20 protein-coding genes are annotated in these 26,963 nt (G+C 47.1%); 16 read left to right on the forward strand and 4 right to left on the reverse strand.

Translation table 11 applies throughout. The annotated features are described in order from the left end of the window. Window positions 1-270: 270 nt before the first annotated feature. On the reverse strand, window positions 271-1,791 hold the full coding sequence (locus BW944_RS05165; protein WP_076557440.1) for a diguanylate cyclase domain-containing protein: 1,521 nt from the start codon (window positions 1,789-1,791) through the stop codon (window positions 271-273). A gap of 281 nt (window positions 1,792-2,072) precedes the next feature. Here BW944_RS05165 and BW944_RS05170 point away from each other — a divergent pair, with 281 nt between their 5' ends. Beyond that, a complete protein-coding gene (locus tag BW944_RS05170; protein ID WP_076557442.1) occupies window positions 2,073-5,003 on the forward strand; it encodes an immunoglobulin-like domain-containing protein in 2,931 nt (976 codons plus the stop codon). A 524-nt stretch (window positions 5,004-5,527) separates the two neighbouring features. Here the strand turns inward: BW944_RS05170 and BW944_RS05175 are convergent. Next, window positions 5,528-5,860: a hypothetical protein gene (locus BW944_RS05175; RefSeq protein ID WP_076557444.1), complete on the reverse strand. Its 333-nt coding sequence runs from the start codon at window positions 5,858-5,860 to the stop codon at window positions 5,528-5,530. 213 nt (window positions 5,861-6,073) lie between these two features. After that, window positions 6,074-6,814, reverse strand: coding sequence for a helix-turn-helix transcriptional regulator (locus BW944_RS05180; protein WP_076557446.1), 741 nt, complete (start codon window positions 6,812-6,814; stop codon window positions 6,074-6,076). A gap of 269 nt (window positions 6,815-7,083) precedes the next feature. Between BW944_RS05180 and BW944_RS15380 the strand changes: the two genes are divergently transcribed. The 6 genes from BW944_RS15380 (at window position 7,084) to BW944_RS05205 (ending at window position 12,566) form a co-directional block, all read left to right on the forward strand. Next, window positions 7,084-7,881 (forward strand): sodium:solute symporter family protein, encoded by a 798-nt coding sequence (locus BW944_RS15380; RefSeq protein WP_327290820.1) that lies wholly within the window; start codon window positions 7,084-7,086, stop codon window positions 7,879-7,881. Between the two features lies 1 nt (window position 7,882). After that, window positions 7,883-8,416: a sodium:solute symporter family transporter gene (locus tag BW944_RS15385; RefSeq protein ID WP_327290821.1), complete on the forward strand. Its 534-nt coding sequence runs from the start codon at window positions 7,883-7,885 to the stop codon at window positions 8,414-8,416. 12 nt (window positions 8,417-8,428) lie between these two features. After that, window positions 8,429-10,063, forward strand: coding sequence for an amidohydrolase (locus BW944_RS05190; RefSeq protein WP_076557448.1), 1,635 nt, complete (start codon window positions 8,429-8,431; stop codon window positions 10,061-10,063). A 203-nt stretch (window positions 10,064-10,266) separates the two neighbouring features. Beyond that, complete coding sequence (locus BW944_RS05195; RefSeq protein WP_076557450.1) at window positions 10,267-11,130, forward strand: amino acid ABC transporter substrate-binding protein; 864 nt, start codon at window positions 10,267-10,269, stop codon at window positions 11,128-11,130. Beyond that, on the forward strand, window positions 11,114-11,812 hold the full coding sequence (locus BW944_RS05200; protein WP_076557452.1) for an amino acid ABC transporter permease: 699 nt from the start codon (window positions 11,114-11,116) through the stop codon (window positions 11,810-11,812). Before BW944_RS05195 ends, BW944_RS05200 begins: the two co-directional genes overlap by 17 nt. Before the next feature lie 16 nt (window positions 11,813-11,828). After that, a complete protein-coding gene (locus tag BW944_RS05205; RefSeq protein WP_076557454.1) occupies window positions 11,829-12,566 on the forward strand; it encodes an amino acid ABC transporter ATP-binding protein in 738 nt (245 codons plus the stop codon). Between the two features lie 536 nt (window positions 12,567-13,102). Here BW944_RS05205 and BW944_RS05210 read toward each other — a convergent pair. Beyond that, the gene (locus tag BW944_RS05210; RefSeq protein ID WP_076557456.1) at window positions 13,103-14,320 is read right to left on the reverse strand and encodes an ROK family transcriptional regulator; all 1,218 of its coding nucleotides are present in this window, start codon (window positions 14,318-14,320) and stop codon (window positions 13,103-13,105) included. Window positions 14,321-14,589: 269 nt separating this feature from the next. Here BW944_RS05210 and BW944_RS05215 point away from each other — a divergent pair, with 269 nt between their 5' ends. The 9 genes from BW944_RS05215 (at window position 14,590) to BW944_RS05255 (ending at window position 26,822) form a co-directional block, all read left to right on the forward strand. Continuing rightward, the gene (locus tag BW944_RS05215) at window positions 14,590-15,909 is read left to right on the forward strand and encodes an ABC transporter substrate-binding protein (protein WP_084193635.1); all 1,320 of its coding nucleotides are present in this window, start codon (window positions 14,590-14,592) and stop codon (window positions 15,907-15,909) included. A 319-nt stretch (window positions 15,910-16,228) separates the two neighbouring features. After that, window positions 16,229-17,158: a carbohydrate ABC transporter permease gene (locus BW944_RS05220; RefSeq protein WP_084193636.1), complete on the forward strand. Its 930-nt coding sequence runs from the start codon at window positions 16,229-16,231 to the stop codon at window positions 17,156-17,158. Further along, on the forward strand, window positions 17,155-17,985 hold the full coding sequence (locus tag BW944_RS05225) for a carbohydrate ABC transporter permease (protein WP_200806497.1): 831 nt from the start codon (window positions 17,155-17,157) through the stop codon (window positions 17,983-17,985). Before BW944_RS05220 ends, BW944_RS05225 begins: the two co-directional genes overlap by 4 nt. A gap of 11 nt (window positions 17,986-17,996) precedes the next feature. Further along, a complete protein-coding gene (locus BW944_RS05230; protein WP_076557458.1) occupies window positions 17,997-20,240 on the forward strand; it encodes an alpha-galactosidase in 2,244 nt (747 codons plus the stop codon). After that, a complete protein-coding gene (locus BW944_RS05235; protein ID WP_076557460.1) occupies window positions 20,224-21,396 on the forward strand; it encodes a galactokinase in 1,173 nt (390 codons plus the stop codon). The genes BW944_RS05230 and BW944_RS05235 overlap by 17 nt, the downstream gene beginning before the upstream one ends. Then, entirely contained in the window at window positions 21,393-22,382 is a 990-nt protein-coding gene (gene galE, locus BW944_RS05240) for a UDP-glucose 4-epimerase GalE (protein WP_076557462.1), read from the forward strand. Before BW944_RS05235 ends, galE begins: the two co-directional genes overlap by 4 nt. Before the next feature lie 13 nt (window positions 22,383-22,395). Further along, window positions 22,396-23,922, forward strand: coding sequence for a UDP-glucose--hexose-1-phosphate uridylyltransferase (galT, locus tag BW944_RS05245; protein WP_076557464.1), 1,527 nt, complete (start codon window positions 22,396-22,398; stop codon window positions 23,920-23,922). Then, complete coding sequence (locus BW944_RS05250; RefSeq protein WP_076557466.1) at window positions 23,922-24,869, forward strand: aldose epimerase family protein; 948 nt, start codon at window positions 23,922-23,924, stop codon at window positions 24,867-24,869. Before galT ends, BW944_RS05250 begins: the two co-directional genes overlap by 1 nt. Beyond that, the gene (locus tag BW944_RS05255; RefSeq protein ID WP_076557468.1) at window positions 24,870-26,822 is read left to right on the forward strand and encodes a beta-galactosidase; all 1,953 of its coding nucleotides are present in this window, start codon (window positions 24,870-24,872) and stop codon (window positions 26,820-26,822) included. The last annotated feature ends 141 nt before the right edge of the window (window positions 26,823-26,963 follow it).

Genomic DNA, 26,963 nt, shown 5'->3' on the forward strand with positions numbered 1-26,963 from the left:
CCTACGGATCCGTATGGAGTGTCGTCCGCCAGCTTAGAAATAAAAAGGAATCCTACGTTAGAGGAAGAAATCAACACATTTCATTGTGGAGAACCCATAATTAGTAGTTTCTCCTTTTCCTGGTGTTTCAATCAGCAACGCTCTTCTAGGAAGGGACGTCGAAGACATAGCACAACAGTGCTTCCCTTCCAATGATTTCATTGCTGTCTGTTTAATAACTCAGCTCCTCGTTCAGGTGCAACAACAGAACACCTTTTTCAGTATAGCCAATTAGCTGGAGTGACTTTCCTTTGATGAGTCTTGGTGGAAAACGAAATTGTTCTTACCGAGGTCTTTCGCCTTATACATAGCGATATCGGCATTTTTGAGAAGTTGAACCAGAGAAGTTCCGTCTTCCGGATACAGACTAACTCCGATGCTTGCTGATATATACGTGGACACCTCATCAAAATCATATTTTTTGTTGAGCACTTCCCCGATTCCGCTGATTTTTGTGTTCAAATACTCCTCATCCTCATAATTGATCACTACTACGAATTCATCCCCGCCGATTCTTGAAAGAATGACCTTGTCTTTTGAAAAATACTCTTTGAGTCGGGTGGAGACTTTCATGAGCAATTTATCCCCGATTTCATGCCCCCATGTGTCATTCACTTGTTTGAATCCGTCCAGGTCGAAGAATAGAATGGCCGTTTTTTTATCGGAGTTTGCCGCGAATCGAGGAAACTCCTTGTATAGATAAAAACGGTTGGAAACCTGAGTCAACTGATCATAATAGGCCATGTGCAGCGTTTTTTCGTGGTTGGTTTCCAGAGTGCCGAGCATGGAATTGATCGATCTTTCCAGTTCCCTGATTTCTGTGTTCGCTCTGCGTTTGACGGAAACGCGGGAAGTGAAAGTGGCATCGAAGTCGATTTTCTTCATCTGTTTGGCAATCTGACTCACCGGATCGATCGCAAAATATTTAACGATAAAGTAAAACAGTAACGAAAGAGTGCTGAGCCCGATCGTAACCAACAGCATCTGCACGTAGGAACTTGACAGCATTTCATTATAAAAAGTCCTGCTTCCGGTCACCTCGAGGATCAGCCGCGTTTCTCCAGGGATATCCCCGATTCGGATCACTCCTGTAAGAGAATTCTCTCCTGTCACTTTGATGGAGGAAGAAAGGGGTTCCGGAGACACAGTCAGGTCGATAGATAAGGACTCCCCGATCCGTTGAACATAAGAATCGTTCATCATTCGCCCCATGACCAGCATGCCGGAATCTTCTCCCATAGTGGTGTCACTACGGGCCACTTCGTGGGTGCTGAGCATCATCATGGTGCCGTTGTTTCTTAGAAAGAATGTATTCTCTCCGCCGCCCCGGAGGCGGATTTCTGAGAGAAGTCTGTCGAGAAACGCAGGCTCTATGTCAAGCGCTGTTTCTTTTGCATACTGGTACCCTTTTTGATGAACGACTTCGTAATGCTCGTTCAGAAACATCATATATTGAAGTTGATTATTGGTGAAAGTTTCGTCTGCCAGGTTTGATGTTAAATAATTTTCATCTTTGTCATTGATGAAATTGTAGGTGGCATCCCATACAGCCCAATCCCGGTTGAGACGGAGCAGGCTATCTTTCTCCATTTCAATGTAATTTTCCACTCGGGTGATATCCTCCTCGAGGGACCTCTGGTCGTACTTATGCGCTTCCTCAAGTAGCTGTGGTCTGATGATGAAAAAGAGGAGGGACAGGAACAATCCTATGAATATAATGAGAATGATGAACGTCTGTGTTTGTATTTTCATGCGGAGCACCTACTTTTTTGTTCTTTCTTATGTATCGGTTCATTTTTCTCGATAATGAGGGATATCCTGAAGGAAAGTTGATTGTAAATACTTGTGAAATATATCTGGCAAGTATGTTGGCAAATGTCCGCATAAAAGTCTCTCAGGTCCGATGAAACAGCAACCAGGTACGTATACCCGTTTTCCCGTGATCAGAAATGAGTGAACATTCATTGAAAGCCTTTTCATAGTTCGTTATAATAGAGGTCAGACTTTTAATTTACAAAAAGAGGAGAGGTTCGATGAGGAAAGTACCAGGAAAAGTTCTTGCTACTAGTGTCATCGTTGCGGCAGCTATCGCGCCGGCAGCAGTTCAGGCGGACGAGGAAGGGGTAGAAATTACGTCCATCGTTTTTGATAATGATGGTAGTTGGACGAGTGTCAGCTATGAGGATTTCGCCAGAGCTATGCTCGACGGCGAAGGCAGTGATCTTTATGAGCATATCACGAATCATGATATCGCCGGGATAGGCGTTGATGGTGATTCGATCGTCAAGTATGACCCTTATGTCACAGCACTTCTCGATTCTGATGAAGAGGCGGATCATGTACTGAAGAATCTCGCTGAAGCAGGGGATGACGTTTTTACGGAGGAGGATGAAGAATACATCATCCCGTGGGAGGAAGACATGCGTGCCCCGCACGACATCCAGGGGGCTGGACACTTCTCTCCGTATGAAGGAGATACGATGAGTAAGGTGCAAGGTGTAGTCACACACAATCTCGACCGCGGCTATTTTCCGAAAGGGTTCTACATACAGTCGCTGGAACAGGACGGGGATATCGGAACTTCGGAAGGGCTTTTCGTCGTGTCCGATAAAGAATTCGAACCGGGTACCGTCGTTTCAGTAAATGGGATGGTAGAGGAAAGAAAACCGGACTTACCCGATTACATGAGTACGGAAAATGAACTCACGACGACGCAGATTGTGGCTTCTGACATAACGGAAACCGGCATTGCCGATGTCCCGGCCCCTGTAACGATCGGGGAAGATCGCCCGCAGCCGAGTGTAATCGATGACGACAACCGTACGACGTTCGATGCACAAGACGATGCCCTCGACTACTACGAAAGTATGGAAGGGATGCGTGTCGATATGGAAACTCCGACCGTCTCCTCTCCGATCGACCATAATGAAGTGACGGTGCTGCCGGAAGGAGCGGATGATGTGCCCCGGACGAAAGCGGGTGGTGCTCTTCTCCAGGAGGATGATGTGAATCCGGAGCGGGTGATTGTGGACCTGGAAGGCTATGCGAGCACGGCTACGTATCCGGCGACTGTAGGGGATCAGTATGAAGGGTCGATTACAGGTATCGTCGACTATGATTTCAGTAATTTCCAGGTACTCGCAACAGAAGCGCCACCGGAGCTCGATCAGCAGGATTATGAGCCTTCTTCCACGGAACTCGACCGTGCTTCAGAGAAATTGAACGTGGCTACGTACAACATCGAGAATTTCACACCGGATGATGCCGGACAGAAAGCGAATAAAATTGCTGATTCCATAGCCAAGAACATGAAACAGCCGGATGTCATCGGTCTGGTCGAAGTGCAGGACAACAATGGCGCCACGGACGATGGTACGGTTTCTGCAGAGCAGAGTGCCCAGGTGTTGATCGATGCGATCGAGAGCGCCGGTGGACCGACGTACGAATATACGGATATCCCTCCTGTCGATAATGCAGAAGGCGGAGAGCCGGGCGGGAATATCCGGGTCGGATTCCTGTATAACCCGGACCGTGTATCCCTGAAGGATGGAGCGGACAAAGGCGGAAGTGAAGAAGCGGTCGCTTATGAAAACGGGGATCTGACCTTGAACCCGGGACGTGTTTCCCCGAACAGTGAAGCTCTTGAAGGGGTGCGCATCCCTCTGGCAGCGGAATTCACTTTCCAGGGAGAAGACGTCATCGTCGTAGCGAACCACTTCAACTCCAAGGGTGATGACAGTGCCCTTTACGGCCTGACCCAACCACCGATAAAGGCCTCGGAAGAACAGCGTCACGCGGTTGCTGAAGAAGTGAACGGATTCGTCGACGGCATTCTCGAAGACGATCCGGATGCGAACGTCGTCGTCCTCGGGGACATGAACGACTTCCAGTTCTCGGAGACCCTCGATATTCTGAAGGGCGACGATATGACGAATATGATCGAAACACTACCGGAAGACGAGCAGTACACGTACAACTATACAGGGAATTCGCAGGTACTTGACCATATCCTCGTCAACAACAGCCTGGCAGGTTCCACGACAGCGGATATCCTGAACATCAACTCCGACTTTTCCGCGGTGGAAGGCCGGGCGAGTGACCATGACCCTGTCCTTGCTCAGATCGATTTCGGGCTCGACGGATGGACGGCAGAAGAAGCGGTGGCTTATATGAGAGAAAATCTCGATATCGGCTATGCGGCCGGCGATGACATGGAAGCTGTGACCCGCGATATCGTTCTTCCGACAGAAGGGTTTGATGGCACAAGCATTTCCTGGAGTTCGGATCACGGTGATGTCATTTCGGACGACGGAACGGTTACCCGTCCTGAAGCAGGCGAGGAAAATGAAGAGGTGATGCTGACAGCGACGATCAAAAACGGAGACGAAATGGTGACGAAAGACATGACGTTCACCGTCCTCGCGGAAACGCCTCCTGTTGACATCACGGAAGCCCGGACCCTCGATAGTGGTGTGCAAACGAAAGTGAGAGGAGAGATCACTGCGATTAATGGAAGCAACTACTACATTCAGGACGATACGGACGGCATCGTCATCTATGATGAAAAGGGGAATATTGATGCCGAGGTCGGTGACGTGATTGAAATGACTGGCGAAAAGGGTGCCCATTACGGTCAGGAACAGATCACGCTCTCTGAAGCTTCTAACGTAACAGTGACGCAAACCGGTGTATCAGAAGTGACTCCGCAGGACGTGAGCGGAGCGGATATCGGAGAAGCGATGGAAGCCGAGCTCGTGACGCTTTCTGATGTAACTGTGACAGGTGCACGCGAATACGGTGAATTTACGGTGGAAGACGATGCAGGAAACGAATTCATTCTCGATAATGAGTTCATGGATCTTTCTGTACAGGTCGGTGATACGTTGGATAGCGTGACCGGCGTTGTCGTGTATACATTCGACGAGCATAAAGTGGCACCACGCACAGAAGACGACGTACAATAAACGGATGCTTTATGAGTATCGACCCCCGAATCAATTCGTTGATTCGGGGGTCTTTTTTTGACCAGATAGATGTGAAAGGAGTGGTTTATGAGTTTCGGAAAGACTTCTGTGTAGCTTCATCTTAGTGAGGGAAGGGAGCAGAATTTCCGCTGATTCAATAGGTTCTGACATTTTCGGAACAAACATAGAGTTTATAGCTTGTTCACCAGGCTTTTGTTGTATTGAGCACCTTATTTTTTTATAAATGGAGGTGTTCGGAAACAACAAGGAGGTCTGAGTACGGCATAACCCATTTTTATGAGGTGCTCACACAGGAATCACTCTCCTGAGCACCTCATAATTCGATTCATAAGAAAAAGCGTAGAGAAATCTCTACGCCTTGAGGTATGCATCTATGTAAGATGTGGTTCTGCTGGTGTCTCCTCGCATCAGGTGAACTATTAAATGAATGAGTGGACAGGTACCAGGCAGGGAAAACAAACGGCGGTACTATCAGAAAACAATCAGCATCACAGACAGATCATTCAAGAATGGAACGCGACAGGAGTGGACGGGCGCATAGGTTCTTGTTCTTCGACGACTTCCTGAACGGCTGGAACAGCGGGTTTCCGGACGATTGATGCGGAACGGGAAGGAAATTGCACCGTCTTCTTCTTCGTTCTTTCAGTTACCGGTTCGTGTTGCTGGATGATACGAAGGTCTGCGGTGTAATCCTCTCCGTTCTTCCAGGCTTCGACGTAACATTCGAAGGACAATCTCGGTTCCGGAATGTCTTTCGGTTCCGGCTCCCCGTAAGTATGATAGATGAATGCTTTTGCCAGCTTATCCAAATGTTCGTCCGTCAGTGTTTTTCTCATACATATACCCCTTCCTATTTTTACCCTCTCCCTGATACCTGTACTTCTTAATCGTATACCCGTTCGTTTTATAGATAAACACTTATTTACAATTTAGTGGGGATTCAATCTCAGAATTGTAAAAATATGCAGAACTTAAAAAAGGATGAACGGCAGCGGATAATATGCGAACACACGAAATACACCTCTTCCGGGGCTCCTGGAAGAGGTGTATTATATGCCGTTGCTTTTACGGTACTTCAAGGGAGTCGTTCCCATGATCTCCTTGAACTTCCTTCCATATGTCGTTATGGAAGAATATCCGTATTCTTTAGCGATTTGCTGGACAGGGTGGTTCGTAAACTTGAGATGATCGAGAGAGGCTTCGATTTTCACTTTATGGATATAAGTGATGAGCGTCATTTCCATCTCTTTCTGAAAAATGGAGGAAAGGTACGGCGAAGAAATATTCAACTTTTTCGCTATCGTATTCAAGCTTAAGTCAGGAGACTTCACCTGAGAATGGATGAGACGGACGCATTTAGCGACATGCGGATTGGAAATGTTATCGAACTCTTCCATTCCGGAAGCGTAAAGGGCTAACATTTTGTCGGTAAGGAAGTGGGCTCCCGCATTGAACTGTGAAGCTTCCATATCGTCGATGGCAGCCAACAGGGAAAAGATCTGCGCCATCGTCATCGGGGTATAGCGCTGGATGTTCGCCTGGAGACTTGCAGCTATGATAATACTTTTCCAATAGAATTGAACTTTTTCCCATTCCTGTCCGGTAAGGGTATCCTCGTGCGGCTCTTCGGATAAAAGGAAGATGCGCAGCAACGTTTCCCTGTCTTTGATCATCAGCAATCTGTAGATACTCTGGACATCTGCGATCTGGTAGTGACCGACATCCATGCTGTTCATCGTACTGATGTTTCTATCGAGATGCTTCAAGTATAACTGTTCCGAGGATTCCAAAAGAATCGCCTCTTTCTACGGTGAGATATCTGTATTACTATAGTAACCGAAAACTTTATGGGTGAAAATAGTTTCAGGTCTTTTTGTTCATTCATGTGCAAAAAATTGAATATAGATAGGGCTATTTATGATTCAAGGACTGAGAAAGAGAGAATGTACCGAACTGTACTGAACTGTCAAGGTGTGTTAAAATTCCGAATAATCAGTTGAAATGTAGCTTATAATAGTTGTTTTGCATTCTAGGTGAATCATTCAGAGGAGGATATCCATTGGGTTGGTATTTGGCTTATATCATCATTTATTTTTCATTCATGTTCATTTTAGGTACATATTATTTCATGAAAGTGAAATCGTCGAAAGACTACCTGATCGCAGGCTGGAATATGGGCTTCTGGTCGATCGTCGGGACGATCGTCAGTACGTTCTGCGGAGCCGCTGTATTCATCGGATGGGTCGGTATGGGTTTTTCCGTGGGGATATCGGGATACTTCCAATTTGCACTCCCGGCTGTACTGTTCAGTGTGTTTCTCATTCTCGTTTTTGCGAAGCCGCTCCGCAGGCAGAGACTGTTCACACTCGCGGACTTGTTCAGTGAGCGCTTCGGGACGAGGACAGGGATTCTGCCTTCCGTACTCTCTGCGATCATTTATTCCGTACCTACGTTATCGCTGCAGATGGTCGGTATGACGACCGTCTTCACGATTGCGTTCGGTTTAGAAGTGACGACAGGACTGATCCTGGCATTCGTTCTGATTCTCGGGTTTACGATTCTTGGTGGGCTGCCTGCTACGATCATTACAGACGCGATCCAGAGTATCATCGTCATCGTTGGAATCGTCGCTTTGTTCATCGCCAGTCTTATCTACGGGGGTGGTATCGGGAACATTCTTTCCAATACGGCTCCGGAGTACCTGACACCTACAGGACCGGACGGACTCGGGGCTGTTCTGCTTTTCGCATTGTCGGTCGGACCTTTCCATCTTCCCTTATTCGATCGGAGTCATCGCGAGGAACTATGTCCCTTCAGATATGGATCCCGATCTCATCTTCTCTTATGTGACGGATGAAATGATGCCATCGTATCTCGGTGGTATCGTGCTTGTCGGTCTGCTGGCGGCACTGATGACCGGAGCGACGTCCTTCATTCTTCAGGGGAGCTCCAATTTGACGGTCGATCTGTACCAGCATCTGATCAATCCGGATGCCTCCGAGAAGAAGATGATGTTCGCTTCCCGTCTGACCGTAGCGATCATTTCCGTGCTCGGTCTGATTGTCGCGTTCAACGTGACAGACATTGTCAGCTTCTATCAATGGGCCCTGCGTCTATCTGCGGCGACGCTCGTCTTTCCGTTTCTTGCGATCATGTTTTGGCGAAGGGTTACAAGAATCGCGGTGGAGAGCAGTATACTCATCGCTGCAGCTGCAACGCTCGCATATCCGTACCTTGGCGTACCGATCGACCATACGATTTTCGGTCTATCGATTTCCCTTCTTAGTGTGATCATCGTCAGTCTGTTGACCTCCCACGCTTCCACGGAACAGGTGAAGGCTGTATACTGGGAAAATCTTAAATCTTCCGAGCGTAAAAAAGTCGGAGAATAGGAGAGAGTGACAATGGAAAAAATGGATGTTCTGATCACGAATGCAGAAGTAGTAACGCTTGATGATAACGATTCCGTAGCCGGTTCTGTTGCGGTGAAGGATGGAGAAATCGCATGGATCTCTACGGAAAAGTATCCGGTAGACGCTCCGGAAAGCGGGGAAGTGGTCGATCTTGAAGGTCGTACGCTGATACCGGGGTTCATCGATACCCACAATCACCTGCTTATGTATTCGCAATATCTCGGTCAGATCAACTGCCGCTCTCCGTTGAATGAAAATATCGGGGATATACAGAAGCTGATTGAAGCGGAAGCGAAACAGAAAGAAAAAGGCGAGTGGATCATCGGCTGGGGATACGACGATACGCTTCTGGAAGAGAGCCGTCACCCGACGAGAGAAGACCTTGACGCCGTAGCGCCGGACCACCCGGTGCTGATACGACATATCTCTGCCCATTTTGCAGCGGTCAACTCTCTTGCTCTTGAGCTTGCCGGGGTGTATGAAACGATCGAAGACCCGCCCGGTGGTCATTTCGGGCGAGATGAGCAAGGAGCCTTGGACGGAGTGCTTCATGAGTTCAGTGCCATGGACTTTGTGGATTCGATCATTCCGGAGTATACCGAAGAAGATTTGGCTCAACTGATGGAGAAGGGTGCCCGTGAATATGTATCCAAAGGTATTACGACCAGCACCGATGCCGGGGTGGGGCTGGTCCGTGGTATGGAAGAATACAAGGCCCACGTGAAGGTGCTGAAAGAGAATCGGATACCGCTACGGATGCGATATATGGTGCTGCATCATCTGTTGAGGGAAGGGGCGCCCTTTGCCGGCTACACGAGAGAGGAACTCCAGCAACAAATCAGCGAAGACACGGACGATAGGGCGACGCTCGACAGCGCGAAAATGTTCCAGGACGGTTCGATCCAGGGACTGACCGGCGCTCTGCGTCATCCTTATCACTGTGATTCATCGATTACCGGAAATCTGATCCAGGAGCAGAAGGATTTCAATGAAGAAGTGCTCGATCTGCATAGCAGGGGCTTCCGGATGGCCACGCACGGAAACGGAGATCGTGCGATCGGTTCTATCATTGACGCCTATACCTATGCCCTGGAGAAGAATCCGGAAAAAGATCGTCGCCACCGCATCGAACACGTACAGACGGGCTCGGCGGAAGATTTGGACAGAATGAAGGACTGGGGCATCGAAGCTTCTTTCTTCATTAATCACGTCTATTATTGGGGAGATCGGCACAGGGATATTTTTCTCGGAAACGAGCGGGCCGCCCGGCTCAACCCTCTGAAGGATGCGGCGGAGAAAGGATTCCGTTTCACCCTTCATTCCGACTGTCCGATCACTCCGATTTCCCCGCTCTTCTCTATCTGGGCAGCTGTGAACCGTATCACTTCCGGAGGAGAGGTTCTCGGGGAAGGTCAGAAGATCGATGCGCTGACTGCGCTCAAATCGATGACCAGCTACGGCGCCTGGCTGAATTTCGAAGAAGGTATCACAGGCACAATCGAGGCCGGAAAACGGGCGGACTTCGCGGTATTGGATACCAACCCTTTGCGATGCGATCCGATGGCGATCAAAGATATTTCTGTAGAGGCTACGTATATCGGTGGAGAAAAAGTATACGGTACATGAAGAGGTGGTCCCCTTTGAGGGGGCTGCTTTTTTTAGCTGAAAAAAGCTTTTGCGGCTAAGCAATAGGAGGGTGAATTCGTGCGAGAGGCGCCTTTTGGAAGGAGGATCATTAAAAATAGGCAATAGTCTTGACGAGGAGAAATGCGTCTTGTATTCTTATTAAACATACCAACTTACTAAGTTTTAAGGAGAGGACGTTTTTTATGAAGAAGACATTAGGATTTATATCGATACTTATTTTTGTGTTGTTGCTTAGCGCTTGTGGCTCCAGTGAAGAGAGTGGCTCAGGTGAAGGAAGCTCGGAAGATGCCTCCTCAGAGGGTAGTACTGAAGAGACTTCCGGAGGTCAGCAGGAGCAGAACCTTTGGCAGGAAGTCCAGGAAGAAGGGGTTCTTACCGTCGGAACAGAAGGGACGTATGCTCCCTACACCTTCCATAACGAAGAAGATGAGCTCACCGGTTATGACGTGGAAGTGGCCAAGGAAATCGGGGAACGTCTCGGTGTCGAGATCGATTTTCAGGAAACGAAATGGGATTCCATGTTCGCAGGGCTCAACAACGAGCGTTTCGACATGATTGCCAACCAGGTCGGCATCAAGCCGAACCGGGAAGAGAAGTACGCTTTCTCTGTACCTTATACGTATACCTCAGCAGTACTCGTGACACAGGAAGACAATGAAGAGATTCAGACGTTCGAAGACCTTGAAGGAGCGACAGCCGCTCAGTCGCTGACGAGTAACTATGGGGATATCGCCAGAGAACACGGAGCGGAAATCGAAGGCGTTGAAGGGTTCAATCCGTCTATGGAACTTCTCGCGACGGGTCGTGCGGATGCAACGGTGAACGACCGTCTGTCCGTACTTGATTTCCTCAATACGAGAGGAGATAAAGCCGGTGTGGAGATCGTCGATCGTCAGGATGATGCGTCCGAATCCGCTATGATGTTCCGCCAGGGCAATCCGGAACTGGTGGAAGCTGTGAACGGAGCGCTTAAAGAAATGAAAGAAGACGGAACGTTGAAAGAAATCTCCAACGAATGGTTCGACGAAGATGTTTCTGTTCAATAGTATCCTCGGGCTCTCGCCGGAAAATATAGAAATACTGAAGGACTCCTTTCTTCCCCTGATGAGAGGAGTTCTTGCTTATACGATTCCTTTGTCACTTCTATCGTTTTTCATCGGACTTGTACTGGCGGTCGTTACAGCATTGTTCCGGATATCAGGCATTTCGGTGCTTTCCGGTATCGCCCGTGTCTACGTATCACTGATCCGCGGAACGCCGCTGCTCGTGCAGTTGTTCATCGTGTATTTCGGTCTCGGGAACCTCGGAATAGAATTCCTGAAATTCGAGCCGTTCACCGGTGCACTGATCGCTTTTTCCCTCAATACGGGAGCGTACGCTTCGGAGACGATCCGCGCTTCGATTCTTTCCGTGAACAAGGGGCAGTGGGAAGCGGCTTCTTCGATCGGGATGTCCTACATGCAGTCGCTGCGCCGGGTGATTCTCCCGCAGGCGACGAGGGTCTCGATTCCGCCGCTGTCGAACTCTTTCATCGGCCTGGTGAAAGAAACGTCACTCGCTTCCACAATTCTGGTCAGTGAGATGTTCCGGAAAGCACAGGAAATAGTGGCGACGACGTACACACCGCTACTGATCTATATGGAGGCGGCAGCCATCTACTGGGCGATCTGTTTCATCCTCTCCATCATCCAGGGTGGCATCGAAAACAAACTGAACCGGTATGTCTGAAGATGAGGAGAATTCTATGATTACAGCAACCAATATTTCAAAACGTTTCGGAGATCTCGAAGTACTGAAAAATATCGATTTCAATGTCGAAACCGGAAAGGTCGTCGTCATCATCGGCCCGTCCGGTTCCGGAAAAACGACCCTGCTGCGCTGTCTCAACCTGTTGGAACAGCCGGAAGAAGGGTCGCTCACCATCGATCGTCAGACGATTGATTTCCATGAGAAGATCCCGAAGAAATCGATTCGCGGGTTCCGCCGTCTCTCCGGGATGGTATTCCAGACGTATAACCTGTTTCCTCACTTCACGGCCGCCGAGAATGTGATGGAGGGACCGGTGACCGTGCAGAAGGTGCCGAAAGCGAAAGCTCGCGAAAAAGCTACGGAGATTTTAGCGAAGGTAGGTCTCAAGGACAAAGTCGACACCCATCCGCATCAGTTATCCGGTGGGCAGCAGCAGCGCGTCGGTATCGCGAGAGCCATGGCGATCGATCCGAAAGTGATGCTTTTCGATGAACCGACCTCGGCGCTCGACCCTGAACTGATCGGGGAAGTCCTCCGTGTCATGAAACAGCTGGCGGAAGAAGGGCGGACGATGGTAGTCGTCACTCATGAAATGAACTTTGCGAAGGAAGTGGCCGACGAAGTCATTTTCATGGACGAAGGGCTGGTCGTTGAAAGAGGTTCTCCTACGGATGTATTCGAGAATCCACAGGAAGAACGTACGAAGCGATTTCTCAATTTGTTGAAAGAGTAGATGAAGATGCACCTGTCGTTGTTACGGCAGGTGCATTTTTTACATTAGGCTACCCAGAAAATAAATATTCAGGCGGACGCTCATCCAGGAGCAATGCTTCAGACTCCTCGTTTCCCTGCGGGGTCTTCAGATATTGCTATTCCCGTCGGAGTCGCCTCCTTTCTCTATATTCCTCCTATCAACACAAACTGTTAACAGAGTCCGGGAATTTCCATACGTCATGGTACAAAAACGAATATTCGAAGAAAAACACGGAGACTCCTATGGGAACAGCACGAGCTGAAGATCCAATGGATCAAGCGAATGGCTTGATCCATTTAGCTGAAGCCGGGCCCATGGAAAGCGACGTGTTTTTCTTATGAATTATTCCATAAACGAAGGTATATAAAAATCCGAACAATATTGTTCGGATTTTTAAACGTAAAAGCAGTTTTTGTCCCAGACTCTTTAAAAGAGCCTTTCATAAAAGAATAAACGAGAACGATGATTAGGTATCGCCTCGAATATTCAAATGACCCTACTTTCCTTCTTATCCTTTAATGTTCACTCCGGGCGAAAAACTCTTCCAGCACAAGGACACAGGCGCCGATTGCAGAAGCATGTTCTCCAAGTTTCGATAAGACGATAGACGTATTTTTAGAATCTTCCGTTAGTGCGCGTGTACGAATCGTCTCTTCCAGGCCTTCAAGTAGAAAAGAGCCGGATTTGGAAACGCCACCTCCGATAATCATACGTTCGGGATTGATGGTATGAATCAGGTTCGTGAGTCCGATGCCGAGATATCTTCCGGTTTGGCGCAATAATTCTATACTTAGATCGTCGTTTTCAAGAGCGGCTTCGTAGATGATAGCACCATCTATCCTTTCAAGGTCTCCTTCTACGAGGTCATAAAGTTTTGAATTTCGACCGGTTTTCAACTCTTTCTTTGCACGTTCAGCAATCGCAGGTCCAGCTGAGAGAGCCTGGAGGCAACCATAGTTCCCGCATGTGCACTTGGGTCCGGAAAGATCGACCGTCATATGACCGATTTCACCGGCTAAGTTGTGGAAGCCATGAAACATGTTCCCTTTAACCATCACGCCGGCACCGATACCGTTTCCGACGTTGATCCCGACAATATTATCTATGTCATTTCCGTGTCCGAACCAGTACTCTCCGAGTGTCATGGCCCTTGCATCATTTTCGACTTTCACCATTAATTTGAATTTCTTTTCCAATGTTTCTTTGATTGGAATATTCCTTAAATGAAAAGCCGGTGCGAATAAAGATAGTCCTTGTTCAGGATCCACAATGCCGTGCATGCCTATACCGATTCCGAGAAATTTACCAGGTGTTTCCGCTTTATCGAGCAGATAGCGGATGCCTTCCTCCATAGTGTCTAGTATGTCCGTGTTAGTAGGCGAGGAGGGAATCTCCAGCGCGTACTGGTGTTTGATATCGCCACGCAAGTTCGTAACCAGGAATTTCATCGTTACTGTTCCGACATCAACGCCTAGTGTCAGAAACTGGTCGGCATTGATTTCCAAGAAAGTAGGCTTTCGCCCTCCATTAGAAGTTCCTTGGGTGGTTTCGATTACGAATTTCGTTTCAATCAGTTCTTTGACAATATTACTGACAGTGGGAGGAGTGAGGCTGGTTTTCTTGGCGATTGCTGCTCTAGAGATAGGCCCTTCTTCCCTGACCATATTCAGGATGATGGATCTGTTCATAGATTTCATCAACTGGAAACTTCCTCTTGTGAATTTTGTGCTCATACCACGTTTCCTCCCTGGAATTGATTTGTTTAGTATAACATATTGTTTAGTTATTAAATTTATTTTATTAACACCTAATGAATTTTCTGGTGTTTTTCGTATTCTATCTATTTATAGCATAAACCCTTCTTTAATTTCATACAAAATTTAAAGAATTGTGAGAAAACTCTTTTCTTATGTGTGGAACTATGCTAATCTATGTTTAAGTTAATTAATTTATTTTATTAAGTTTTGGAAACGCTATCAAAAAAGAGGGGAAGGGATGAATAGTGAAAAGTTTGTTGAAAAGCTTTGCTATCATGGGGTTTGTACTGTTGGTTCTTGCAGCATGTTCGGGCAATGGAGGAAGTGAGAGTGACTCTGCCGGAGGGGAATCCGAAAACGGAGAACCATCAGGTGAAATCACTGTCTGGGGCTGGAACGTGGCAGCTCAATCTATGGAGATGGCTGTAGAAGGTTTTCAGGAACAGTATCCTGATGTTGAAGTGACAGTGGAAGATATTGGACGACTTGATGTTTATGAAAAACTGACGGTAGGGTTGGCCTCCGGCGGAAACGGTCTGCCTGACGTAGTGCTTGTAGAATCGGACCGGCTCGCCAATTATCAGGAACAATTCCCTGATGCACTGACGAACCTTTCCGAGATGGGATATGATGATCACGCTGATAAATTCGGGGAATATAAACGTTCCGTTACTCAGGACAGTGAAGGAGATTTCTTCGCGGCTCCATGGGATATCGGACCGACCGGTGTTTTCTATCGAACGGATATCTTTGAAGAAGCCGGGGTTAATCCGGACGATATTGAAACGTGGAGTGATTACGTAGAAGCAGGTAAGACGATCAAGGATCAGACGGGCACGGATATGGTACCTATCGATATTGCAGCAGATGATGCTTTATACAGAATCATGCTGAACCAGCAAGGTGCTTACTACTTCGATGAGGAAGGGAATATCGACGTCAATTCCGAAGAATCGAAGAAAGCTTTTGAGGTCATTGAACAATTGAACAACGAAGACCTTGTCCTGAACAATGATGGCTGGAACGGAGTTGTGTCAGCTACGGTCAATGGCGAAGTGGCAACAGTTCCATTCGGTGTCTGGTATTCCGGAACAATCATGGATCAGGCTCCGGACCAGAGCGGAGATTGGGGAGTATTCAAGGTTCCGGCATTTGAAGAAGGTGGAAACCGTGCGGCAAACCTTGGCGGATCCGATCTCGTCATTCCTTCCGCTACAGATAACAAGGAAGGTGCTTATGCATTCGTGGAATATTTCACTACTAACGTTGAACCACAGATGAAAGCGCTTGAAGAACTAGGAATGTTCCCATCTCTCAGTGCTACTTACGAAGAGGATTATTTCTCCCGGGAGTCTGAGTACTTCTCCGGACAACAGGTATGGCAGTTGTTTGCGGAGCAGGTAGCTGATATCCCTGTAGCGAATTATACATCAGACTACTCACGTGCGTTTGATACGATGGCGGATGCACAGTCGAAAATTCTTCTGAATAATGCTGAAATCGACCAGGCTCTGCAGGAAGCTGCAGATAAACTCGAAAGCGAAACAGATCGTTCCGCTAATTGAGTGATGAACTGAAATTCTTTCAAAGACCGGTACCGTGGATTATGCGGTGCCGGTTTTTTGTATGCGGGTGTTGAATTTACTCGCATGCATCCTCCTTTTTTCGATTTCCCATAGGGCCAGGAGAGTGCAAAGATAAAAATCCTTATTTTTACACGTCTCCCAGACTTTAGAGAGATGATTTTCTACGGGAGAAAAAGTTGACTGAAATTTAAAAAATCGATACACAAGAGATGATCTTTGTGATAGTATATAGTTAATTAAATTAATTAACTAACTTTTGAAAGCGCTTATATTTAGGCGACTACTTAAATTTGGGAGGATGGTTCCTTTGGGTCAAAACAAAGTGCAAGAGGTGGAGAAAAAGCCGCAACAAAAACGTAAACAGAACCGCTGGATTACGCCGAAGACTGTCCCGTACTTATTCGTGTTTCCTGCCGTAGCTTTCTTCCTCGTGTTCACCGTCTATCCCGTCATTTCTTCTCTGTTGCTCAGTTTTCAGACGAGGGAAGGGTCGGAGTACGTTTTCAGTGGACTCGATAACTACATAAGGCTGTTCCAGGATACGTTGTTCTATAAGGCGCTGGGTAACACGTTCCTGATCCTGATCGTCCAGGTCCCGATTCAATTGTTCCTTGCAGTTATTATAGCTGTGGCACTGAATTCACAGTTTTTGAGAATGAAAAGTTTCTTCAGAGTAGCTTTCTTCATGCCGGCGATCACGGCACTGGTGGCTTCTTCCATCATCTTCATGATTTTGCTTGATGAAAATTATGGACTTGTGAATTATCTCCTGTCGTTGGTGGGTATAGAAGCGATCGCCTGGCTGTCCGACCCGTTTTGGGCGAAAGTGGCGCTGATGGTAGCGATCACATGGCGGTGGACCGGTTACAACATGGTGATATTTTTGGCAGGACTGCAGAACATACCAGCTTCCTTATATGAAGCGGCTGAAATAGATGGAGCCAGTAAATTGAAACAGTTCTTCTATATCACGCTTCCTCAGCTGAAGCCGATTTTCGTGTTCACGTTCGTATTATCCACAATCGGTACACTTCAGTTGTTTGATGAACCTTATATTCTTACAGAAGGTGGGCCTAACAATGCGACGCTCACCATTACGCTCTACCTTTACGAAAACGGGTTCCAGTATTTTGATTTCGGTTACGCATCCGCTATCGCATATGTTCTTGTATTGATAATAGGTGTCCTATCCTGGGCACAAATGAAATGGGCAGGTGATGACGAATGAAAAATCGCATGAGTCCTATGAAAAAAATACTTCTGTATACGTTTCTCTCTGTCGGAGTAGTCGTTTCTGTTTTCCCTTTCTACTGGATGTTCGTCGGGGCGACGAACCCTTCTGGAGAAATTTTTAATATACCCCCCAACTTTCTTCCAGGGACCCATGGGTGGGAGAACTTCAAAAATTTGAATGAGAATATCGGAATCATCAGAGTCATGGGTAACTCGCTGTTCATCACTATATCATTTACAGCGTTATCCACCCTCATCTGTACCGCAGCGGGATATGCTTTTGCAAAATTCCGGTTCAAGGGTCGGAATCAGATATTCTTCATGCTTCTGGTAGCGATCATGATTCCTTACCATGTAACGCTTATCCCGTTGTTCGAAATCTTTTCTGTGGTGAACTGGCTCAATACGTTCCAGGCAGTGATCTTACCGCAACTGTCCTATCCTTTCGCGATTTTCCTTATGCGTCAGAATATGCAGTCGATTCCCGATTCACTTCTTGAAGCCGCCCGTGTGGATGGGGCCGGAGAGTTTCACATCTTTTTCCGAATCGTACTTCCGGTTATGCGACCGGCGCTGGCTGCAGTAGCGATCTTTCTATTCATGTTCCAGTGGAATAATTTCATCTGGCCACTAGTGGTGCTGCAGTCTCAGGAGATGTACACATTCCCTGTGGCGCTATCAAGTCTCGTGGGTATGTCCCGTATTGATTACGGACAGGTGATGATGGGTACAACCCTTTCGACATTACCTATTATGATATTCTTCCTTCTCCTGCAGAAGCAGTTCATTTCAGGGATCCTCGGTGGTTCCGTCAAAGAATAGGAGGACAGGCTATGATATTCACAGAGAATGGTGTGTTCCATCTGACGAATGGTTCCGTCAGTTATATCTTCAATATCATGAAAAATGGTCAGTTGGGTCATTTATATTATGGAAAAGCTATGCGGCCTGGAAGAGATTACAGTCATCTCGGGCCCCGTGATAACGTAAACCCGAATACAAGCCACGCTTTCTCAGGGGACCAGTCATTCTCGCTTGAAACAGCGGCTCAGGAATATCCTGTGTATGGTAAAGGGGATTTCAGAGAAGCGGCGGTGCTGATCGAGGGACCCGATGGGGAGATTATTGCTGATTTCATTTATCAAGGTCACAAGATTATAGAAGGAAAACCGCAAATGGGGACTTTGCCTTCTACTTATGTGCAAGACGATCAGGAAGCGAAGACTATGGTAGTGACGATGGAAGATGAAAAGAGTCGCGTGAAAGTCCAGTTACTCTACACCATATTCGCTGAACTGCCGGTAATCACTAGAAGTGTAAAAGTACTGAACCACGGAGGATCAGCAGTAGAAATCAAAAGGCTGCTTTCGCTAAGCGTAGATTTTCCGGAGGACCACTATGAAATGCTTCATCTTTCCGGTGCCTGGGCCCGGGAGAGATATGTAACGACAAGAACGCTGGCCCCCGGTATTCAGAGAATATCAAGTCAAAGGGGAAGTAGTTCTCATCAGCACAACCCGTTCCTTGCGTTAAAGCGTCCTCAGGCAACAGAGCACACCGGGGAAGTGATCGGTATGAACTTCATCTATAGCGGAAATTTTTTATCTCAGGCGGAGGTCGATCACTACAGAACAACGAGGATCCAGATGGGAATCCACCCCGACAGATTTTCCTGGCGGCTTGAGCCGCAGGAAACGTTCGAAGCTCCAGAAGCGGTGCTCGCTTATTCGGAAGAAGGATTGAATGGACTGAGCCAGGCGATGCATAAGTTGACCTACCGGCATATTATTTCAAAGCGTTGGCAAAAGGAAAATCGACCTGTGCTCATCAATAACTGGGAAGCGACTTACTTCGACTTCAACGAGGACAAACTCGTGACTTTTGCGAAAGAAGCCAAAGAGTTGGGAATAGATATGTTCGTCCTTGATGACGGATGGTTCGGCCAAAGGAATGATGATTCTACCTCCCTTGGAGACTGGTTCACTGATAAATCGAAACTCCCTGATGGGGTAGGGGCTCTTGCAGAACGGATCAAAGGGGAGGGTCTACAGTTCGGATTGTGGTTCGAACCTGAAATGATCAGCCCAAATAGTGGACTCGGTCACGAGCACCCGGAATGGATGATAGGGAAAGATGATCGGCATCGTACCCTCGGACGGAACCAGTATGTACTTGATTTTTCGAATCCTGAAGTCGTCGATCATTTGTACTCACGGATGAGTGCAATCATCGAAGAGACAGGATTGACTTATATCAAATGGGATATGAACCGTAATATTACAGAGCCTTATTCCATGTATTTATCCAGACAGGGAGAGTTCTTTCATCGCTATATACTCGGTGTCTATGATTTATATGAACGACTCACATCCAAGTACCCGGAGGTTTTATTCGAATCTTGTGCTGGTGGTGGTGGGAGATTTGATCTTGGGATGATGTATTACGCTCCACAGGCGTGGGCGAGTGATAATACGGATGCTGTCGATAGGCTCAAAATCCAGTACGGTACTTCGGTCGCCTACCCGTTATCTTCCATAGGGTCCCACGTGTCCGCGGTCCCCAATCACCAGACGTTGCGAGAGAACTCTTTAGCATTCCGCGCAGCGGTCGCTTATTTCGGTACGTTCGGTTTCGAGCTCGACCCGGAACGTTTATCCAAGGAGGATAAAAGAACAGTACAGAAGCAAATAGCTGATTATAAACGGATTCAGCCATTGATCCATAACGGGTTGTTCTATCGTCTGTCGAGTCCTTTTGAAACTGATATTACAGCCTGGATGATTTATGACAGTATCACAGGTGACGGCATCGTGGGGTGGTATAAACCTTTCGCGTCCCCGAATCCCGAGAATGATCAGCGTCTTCGTCTGGTCGGCCTTGAGGAAGAAGTGCTTTACGAAGTGGATGACCGGAAGTTTTATGGCGATGAGCTGATGTATGCAGGAATAGATACAGGAGTAGAATTCAATGGCGCCAATCATACTGAAATGACTCGCGGAGGAGACGAGCAGTTCTGTTTATTTTTCATAAAACGCGTTTCAAAGAAAGGAGGAGGGTCTCGTGGAAAAGCTTTATAATGAATTCAGAAAAATATACGGAGACGGGGGAGCGATTTCACTCTTTTTCGCCCCTGGTCGCGTCAATTTGATCGGGGAACATACAGATTATAATGGAGGTTATGTGTTTCCCTGCGCTTTGAGCCTGGGGACGTACGTGGCAGTCCGTAAACGTACCGATTCGAAAGTTCAATGGTACTCCATGAATTTTGAAAAAATCGGAGTGATTTCCTCCGACCTTGAAGATCTGCATTATTCTGAAGCAGATGACTGGGCGAATTACCCTAAAGGTGTCATCGAGATATTCCGGAGGGAAGGATATCGGATCGAGGAAGGACTCGACATTCTCTATTACGGCAATATTCCGAATGGAGCAGGGCTTTCTTCCTCTGCTTCTATAGAACTTGTGACAGCTGTGCTGTTGAAGGATTTGTATGATTTCCGTATTGATATGCTTACCATGATCCAGATATCCCAAAAGGCAGAGAATGAGTTCGTAGGGGTGAACTGTGGCATTATGGATCAGTTCGCTGTCGGATTGGGGAAACAAAATCACGCGTTGCTTCTGGATTGTGACACGTTGGAGTTCGAAAAAGTTCCTGTGGAGCTGGGGGAGTATCAGCTTATCATCGCTAATACGAATAAGCGCAGAGGTCTTGCGGATTCCAAATACAATGAAAGACGTATGGAATGTGAACATGCATTGCAACAGTTGCAGAAGGAACTGGGTATCAGGAATCTGGGGGAGGTTGACATTGAAACATTCGAATCCTTCCGGCACCTGATCAAGAATCCCGAGCAGGTGAAGCGGGCCAGACACGTCGTCTACGAAAATCACCGTACGAAAAAAGCTGCGGAGAAACTCACGAACCATGACCTTGAAGGGTTTGGGAAAATGATGAATGAATCCCACATTTCTTTGCGTGATGATTATGAAGTCACAGGCACGGAACTGGATGCTCTGGTGGAAGCAGCCTGGGAGCACGGGGCTCTGGGTGCTAGGATGACAGGTGCAGGATTTGGCGGATGTACCATCAATATCGTAGAACGATCCCGAAAGGAAGAATTCTTTCAGGAAGTCCGTAAGCAATATAAAGAAAAGACTGGTCTCGACGCTGAATTTTATGCCGTGGAAATCGGAGATGGAGCAAAAAAAATAGAGGGGGTGACGCAATGACTACTCTCGTTTGTGGAGGAGCGGGGTATATAGGCAGTCATGCTGTGGCACATTTGCTGGACCGGGGGGCATCGGTCGTAGTTCTGGATAATTTGCAAAAAGGTCACCGCCGCGCCGTACTCGATGGCGCCCATTTTTACGAAGGAGATTTACGCGACGAGTCCCTCCTCGATAAGGTGTTCGAAGAGAACCGCATCGATGATGTCTTACATTTTGCAGCTGATTCATTGGTCGGCGAGAGCATGGAAGACCCTCTCCGCTACTACAATAATAATGTCGGCGGAACGATTGCGCTCGTTGACGCGATGGTGAGGCACGGGGTGAAGCGGATCGTGTTTTCTTCCACCGCAGCCGTTTACGGAGAACCTGAAAGGATTCCCGTCCAGGAGTCGGACTCGACTATTCCTACGAACACTTACGGAGAAACGAAGCTTACGATGGAGAAAATGCTGAAATGGGTGGAAAAAGCCCATGACATCAACTATACCGTGTTACGCTACTTCAATGTCGCAGGCGCCGATCCGAAAGGGAGGATCGGTGAGGACCATAATCCTGAGACCCATCTGATTCCCATTGTTCTGGAAGTCGCACAGGGAAAAAGAGAAAAGATCATGATTTACGGGGACGACTACCCGACCCCTGATGGCACCTGTATCCGTGATTATATTCATGTGACTGACCTGGTCACTGCCCATCTGGCTGCATTGGAACGGTTGGAAAAAGGACGGGGGAGCGCTATCTTCAATCTCGGAAATGGTGAAGGGTTCAGTGTGAAAGAGGTAATTGAAACAGCCCGGAAGGTCACGGAGAGGGACATCCCTATGGAGGTGGCTCCGAGACGGGAAGGAGATCCTGCTCGGTTGGTTGCATCTTCCTCTCTCGCTATGGAAGAGCTTGAATGGAAACCTGCATACAGCAATCTGGAACAGATTATAGGAACTGCGTGGGAATGGTTCGAAACGCACCCGGACGGTTATCTGAAGTGAGGAGAGGAGAATTATGCGAATCTATCAGTTGATTGATGCACTGGTTGAATACGGAGTATCGAAAGGGTTGATTTCTGTTTGGGACATCGATTATTCGAGAAATCGTCTGTTTCATCTTTTTGGTCAAAACGGGACAGAATTCTCCGAGTATGCGAATGTTCCTGAAGACGCTTCGGAACTACTGCGGGAGATGATCGATTATGCCGTAGCCAGAGGACTGGTGGAAGAAGATACTGAAACGGAAAGAGATCTCTTCGATGCCAAAATCATGAACTGTCTCATGCCCCGGCCCTCTGAAGTGATAAAAAATTTCTATCATCGTTATGAAACCATCGGTCCTGTAGCAGCAACGGACTTTTTTTATCATTTATCCGAAGCATCCCATTACATCCGGACTGATCGCATCGCTAAAAACAAGGAATGGATCAGTGAAACGGCCTATGGAAATATGGAAATCACTATCAATCTATCGAAACCGGAAAAGGATCCGAAGGCTATAGCGGCTGCCAGACTTACCGGGGAAGATGAAAAATATCCGAAATGTCTGCTTTGTAAAGAGAATGTCGGATACGCAGGCAGACTGGATCATCCAGCTCGTGATAATCACAGAATCGTTCCGGTGGAGTTGGAGGGGGAGGAATGGTTCTTCCAGTATTCTCCCTACGTCTATTATGGGGAGCATGCCATCGTTCTTTCCAGAGAGCATCGACCGATGAAGATTTCCAGGGACGGGTTCGATCGTCTGTTGGGTTTTGTAGAACAATTTCCACATTATTTTGTCGGTTCGAATGCAGACCTTCCTATTGTGGGTGGATCCATCTTATCTCATGACCATTTTCAGGGGGGCCGTCATGATTTTCCGATGGCAAAAGCTCCTGTTGAAGAATGGTTCCGTTCTGAGAAACATCCGGAGGTCCATCTCGGTATCGTTCAATGGCCGATGTCCGTCATCCGTCTGCGCAGTGAGGACAGGTACCTTCTTTCTGAAGCAGGGGAGGATATTCTTGATATGTGGCGTTCCTATTCGGATGAAAAAGTGGGTATTCAAGCGGAATCAGAAGGGGAACGGCATAACACGATTACACCGATAGCAAGGAAACGCGACAGTTCCTTCGAGCTTGATCTGGTCCTTCGTAACAATAGAGTGAGTGATCGTTATCCTCACGGCATATTTCATCCTCATGAAGAAGTCCATCATATAAAAAAAGAAAATATCGGATTGATTGAAGTGATGGGACTGGCGGTTTTGCCGGGAAGATTGGTTCATGAACTCGACAGTCTAGCGGCATATATCAGAAATGATGATTGGGAAACAAGAGCGGAACAAGACGATAATACAGCCAAACACGTCCCCTGGGTGAAAGAATTCATCAATCAGGAAATGATGGATGGAGAGACGATTCATCTTGTATTGCAAAGAGAAGTAGGGAAACGGTTTTCGCAGGTTTTGGAAGATGCAGGGGTGTTCAAGCGGAATGAGGAAGGGAAAGAGGCTTTTCACCGTTTTCTGAAGGTAGTGCAGCAGAAAGGAAGTAGCTGATGGAACAGACATTCTCTTGGAAGATGACAACATATAAAGGTTTAGAGGGAATCGAGTTGGATAACGAACATATAACGTGCGTCATTCTTCCTTCTTACGGAGGGAAGATGGTCAGCTTGTATGATAAAGAAGCGGACTATGAATGGCTTTATCAATCCGATGAAGAGCTTGTGGTTCCTCCTTACGGTGCGGATTTTTCGGATTATGATTCCAGTGGCTTCGATGAAATGTTTCCGGGGATTGATGAAGGTCCGCATCCTACTATTGATCATACTGTTCCCGATCACGGCGAAGTTTGGACAATGCCCTGGTCCTGGAAAGAGGAAAATGGGACGTTCAAACTCGAAGTCACCAGTCCGGTATTTCCCTATACTTTGAAAAAGGAAATCAAATTGATGACCAAAGGGTTGTTGATTACATATGAAGCGATCAACCACAGTGCTCAAGCTTTCCCCTTCATATGGACGGCCCATGCACTTTTGAATATGGACGAGGCTACGGAGATAAGTGTGCCGGAGCATTTAAAGTCGATAATGAATGTGGAAAAAGCCACACATCATCTCGGATCGTGGGGCACTCCTCATACCTATCCGGTGACTCAGTCGAGGAAGACTGGCACATCCATAGACCTTTCCAAATTGGAACCCCGTGAAGATAAAACGATAGAGAAATTCTATTTCACAGAGCGATTGGATAAGGGAAACTGTGCCATAGTGCAAAAAGATATAAAGCGTACACTCACCTATGAATTCCCTGAAGATCAAGTACCATACCTTGGGGTCTGGAAAAACAGAGGAGGATACAGGGGAGAATATAACGTAGCTTTGGAACCGTGTACAGGAGTTTATGATGATGTATATATCGCTGACAAAATTGACAAGGTGTCGAAAATCCCTGCCGCTGGGACATACGAATGGACTTTGAAATTAGAAGTGGGAGGAATATAAATGACGTATCTCGGTGTTGATTATTATCCGGAGCATTGGCCTATCAGTAAAATGGAGGAGGATTTGGAAGGAATCAAAGGATTGGGAGCGAATATCATCCGGATCGGTGAGTTCGCTTGGCATAACATGGAGCCGAGAGAAGGGGAGTTCAATTTTTCTTTTTTTGACGGGGTGGTAGCCGAAGCGAAGAAGAAAAATATGAAAGTCATGTTCGGTACACCTACAGCAACCTTTCCCGCCTGGCTTGCACAAAAACACCCCTCCATATTTTCAGAAGATGAATACGGAAATAAGAAGGCATTTGGAGGGCGAAGACAGTATTGTTTCAACTCCGAAAAATATCGTGAGTATGCAGCAAGAATAACCGAAAAGCTTGTCAGTCATTATGCTGGCGAAGAAGCGATCATTTCCTGGCAAATCGATAATGAACTCGGTCATGAAGGAAGCGATCAGTGTTACTGCAATCAGTGTCATACAAAGTTTCAGGAATTTCTGAAGACGAAATATGCTTCGATCCACGAGCTGAATGAAGAGTGGGGCACTATTTTCTGGGGACAGACGTACAATGATTTTTCGGAGATTCCTGCCCCTAAGCCTACGGTCACTACGCATAATCCGAGTCTGAAACTGGAGTGGGCACGTTTTCGCTCTGCATCGGTGAACGGGTTCACTCATGAAATGACCCGCATTGTCCAGAAGAACAAAGGAGAAGATCAGGACGTTACGACGAATGTGTCGGGAGGGTTCTTCGACAAATGGTTCGACCACCCGGAAAATCTCCAGCCGATGGATTATGTATCTTACGACAATTATCCAGTGTGGGGAGGGCTTGAAGAGCCGGTAGCACCGGAAGCTATAGCGATGACTCATGACTTCAACAGGGGGCTTCTCGATAAGAATTTTTGGATCGTCGAAGAATTGATGGGGGCTCAAGGTCATGATGTGATCGGCTATCTGCCTAGGCCGAATCAGGCAAAAATGTGGTCTTATCAGGCATTCGCTCATGGTTGTTCGAATATGCTCTATTTTCGGTGGAGAGGAATGACGAGAGGGGCCGAGCAGTTCTGTTACGGTGTCGTAGACCACGATGACGTCTATGGCAGGAAATACAGGGAAGTTCAGTCTGTGTTCCGGGATATCAGTAACTATGAGGAGGTGCTGAATTCTTCCATTGACTCCGAAGTGGCTGTTTTGTACGACTATGATAATATATGGTCGTGGAGAGCTCAGATTCAGAGCGTCGATTTTGATTTCAATGAAGAACTTTTACGACTCTATCGACCTTTCTACAGAAAAAACATTCATGTAGATGTAATTCCGTCCGATCGGGATTTTCAGAAGTACAAAGTGATTGTGCTGCCGGTTATGACCATCATCGAAGCCGAGTTGGCAGATCGATTGAAGAGATTTGCAGAACAAGGAGGAAGCATCATCTTCTCCTTCCGTGCCGGTCTGAAAGATAAATCGAATAACCTTCGCTTAGGTCACGTCTTGCCTGGTCCTGTTCGTGACTTGGTCGGAGCGAGAGTTGAAGAGATCGAATCTCTGAATGCAGGGAAAGAATTATCACTAGGTGGGGTCGGAGAGTTTCATGACACTCCTGCGACAATTTCGGTATGGAGAGATCTATTAGTACCTGAGAAAGCAGAAGTACTTTATCGATATACAGATAAATTTTTCAGTGACTACGCCGCCCTCACGAAAAATGATTATGGGCGAGGGAGCGTGTATTATGTCGGGGGAGGAATGAATGAAGCTCCTCTTGATAAGATCACAGAAGACATACTTGAAAACCATAAGATCGAGATGATAGAAACGGAAAAAGATGTGGAGGTCTATCGTCGATACTCGAGTGGGAAAGAATATCTTTTTGTCATGAATCATAGTGAAGAGGAAAAGGTATTCCAGGAGCATACGCTTGCTCCTTATGAAAGTAAAATCATCAACAAATAATCTTTAGAGCCTTTCTGTAAATCTCGTTGAGTGATCTGCAGAAAGGCTTTTTAGTGATTAATGCAGTGAACTGAACAGGCCTGTCCACCTTCTCCTTGCCCCACATAAAGATGGGATAGAGAGTTAACTCCATAGTCGGAA

The organism is Salimicrobium flavidum (assembly GCF_900156645.1).
Classification (GTDB): domain Bacteria; phylum Bacillota; class Bacilli; order Bacillales; family Halobacillaceae; genus Salimicrobium; species Salimicrobium flavidum.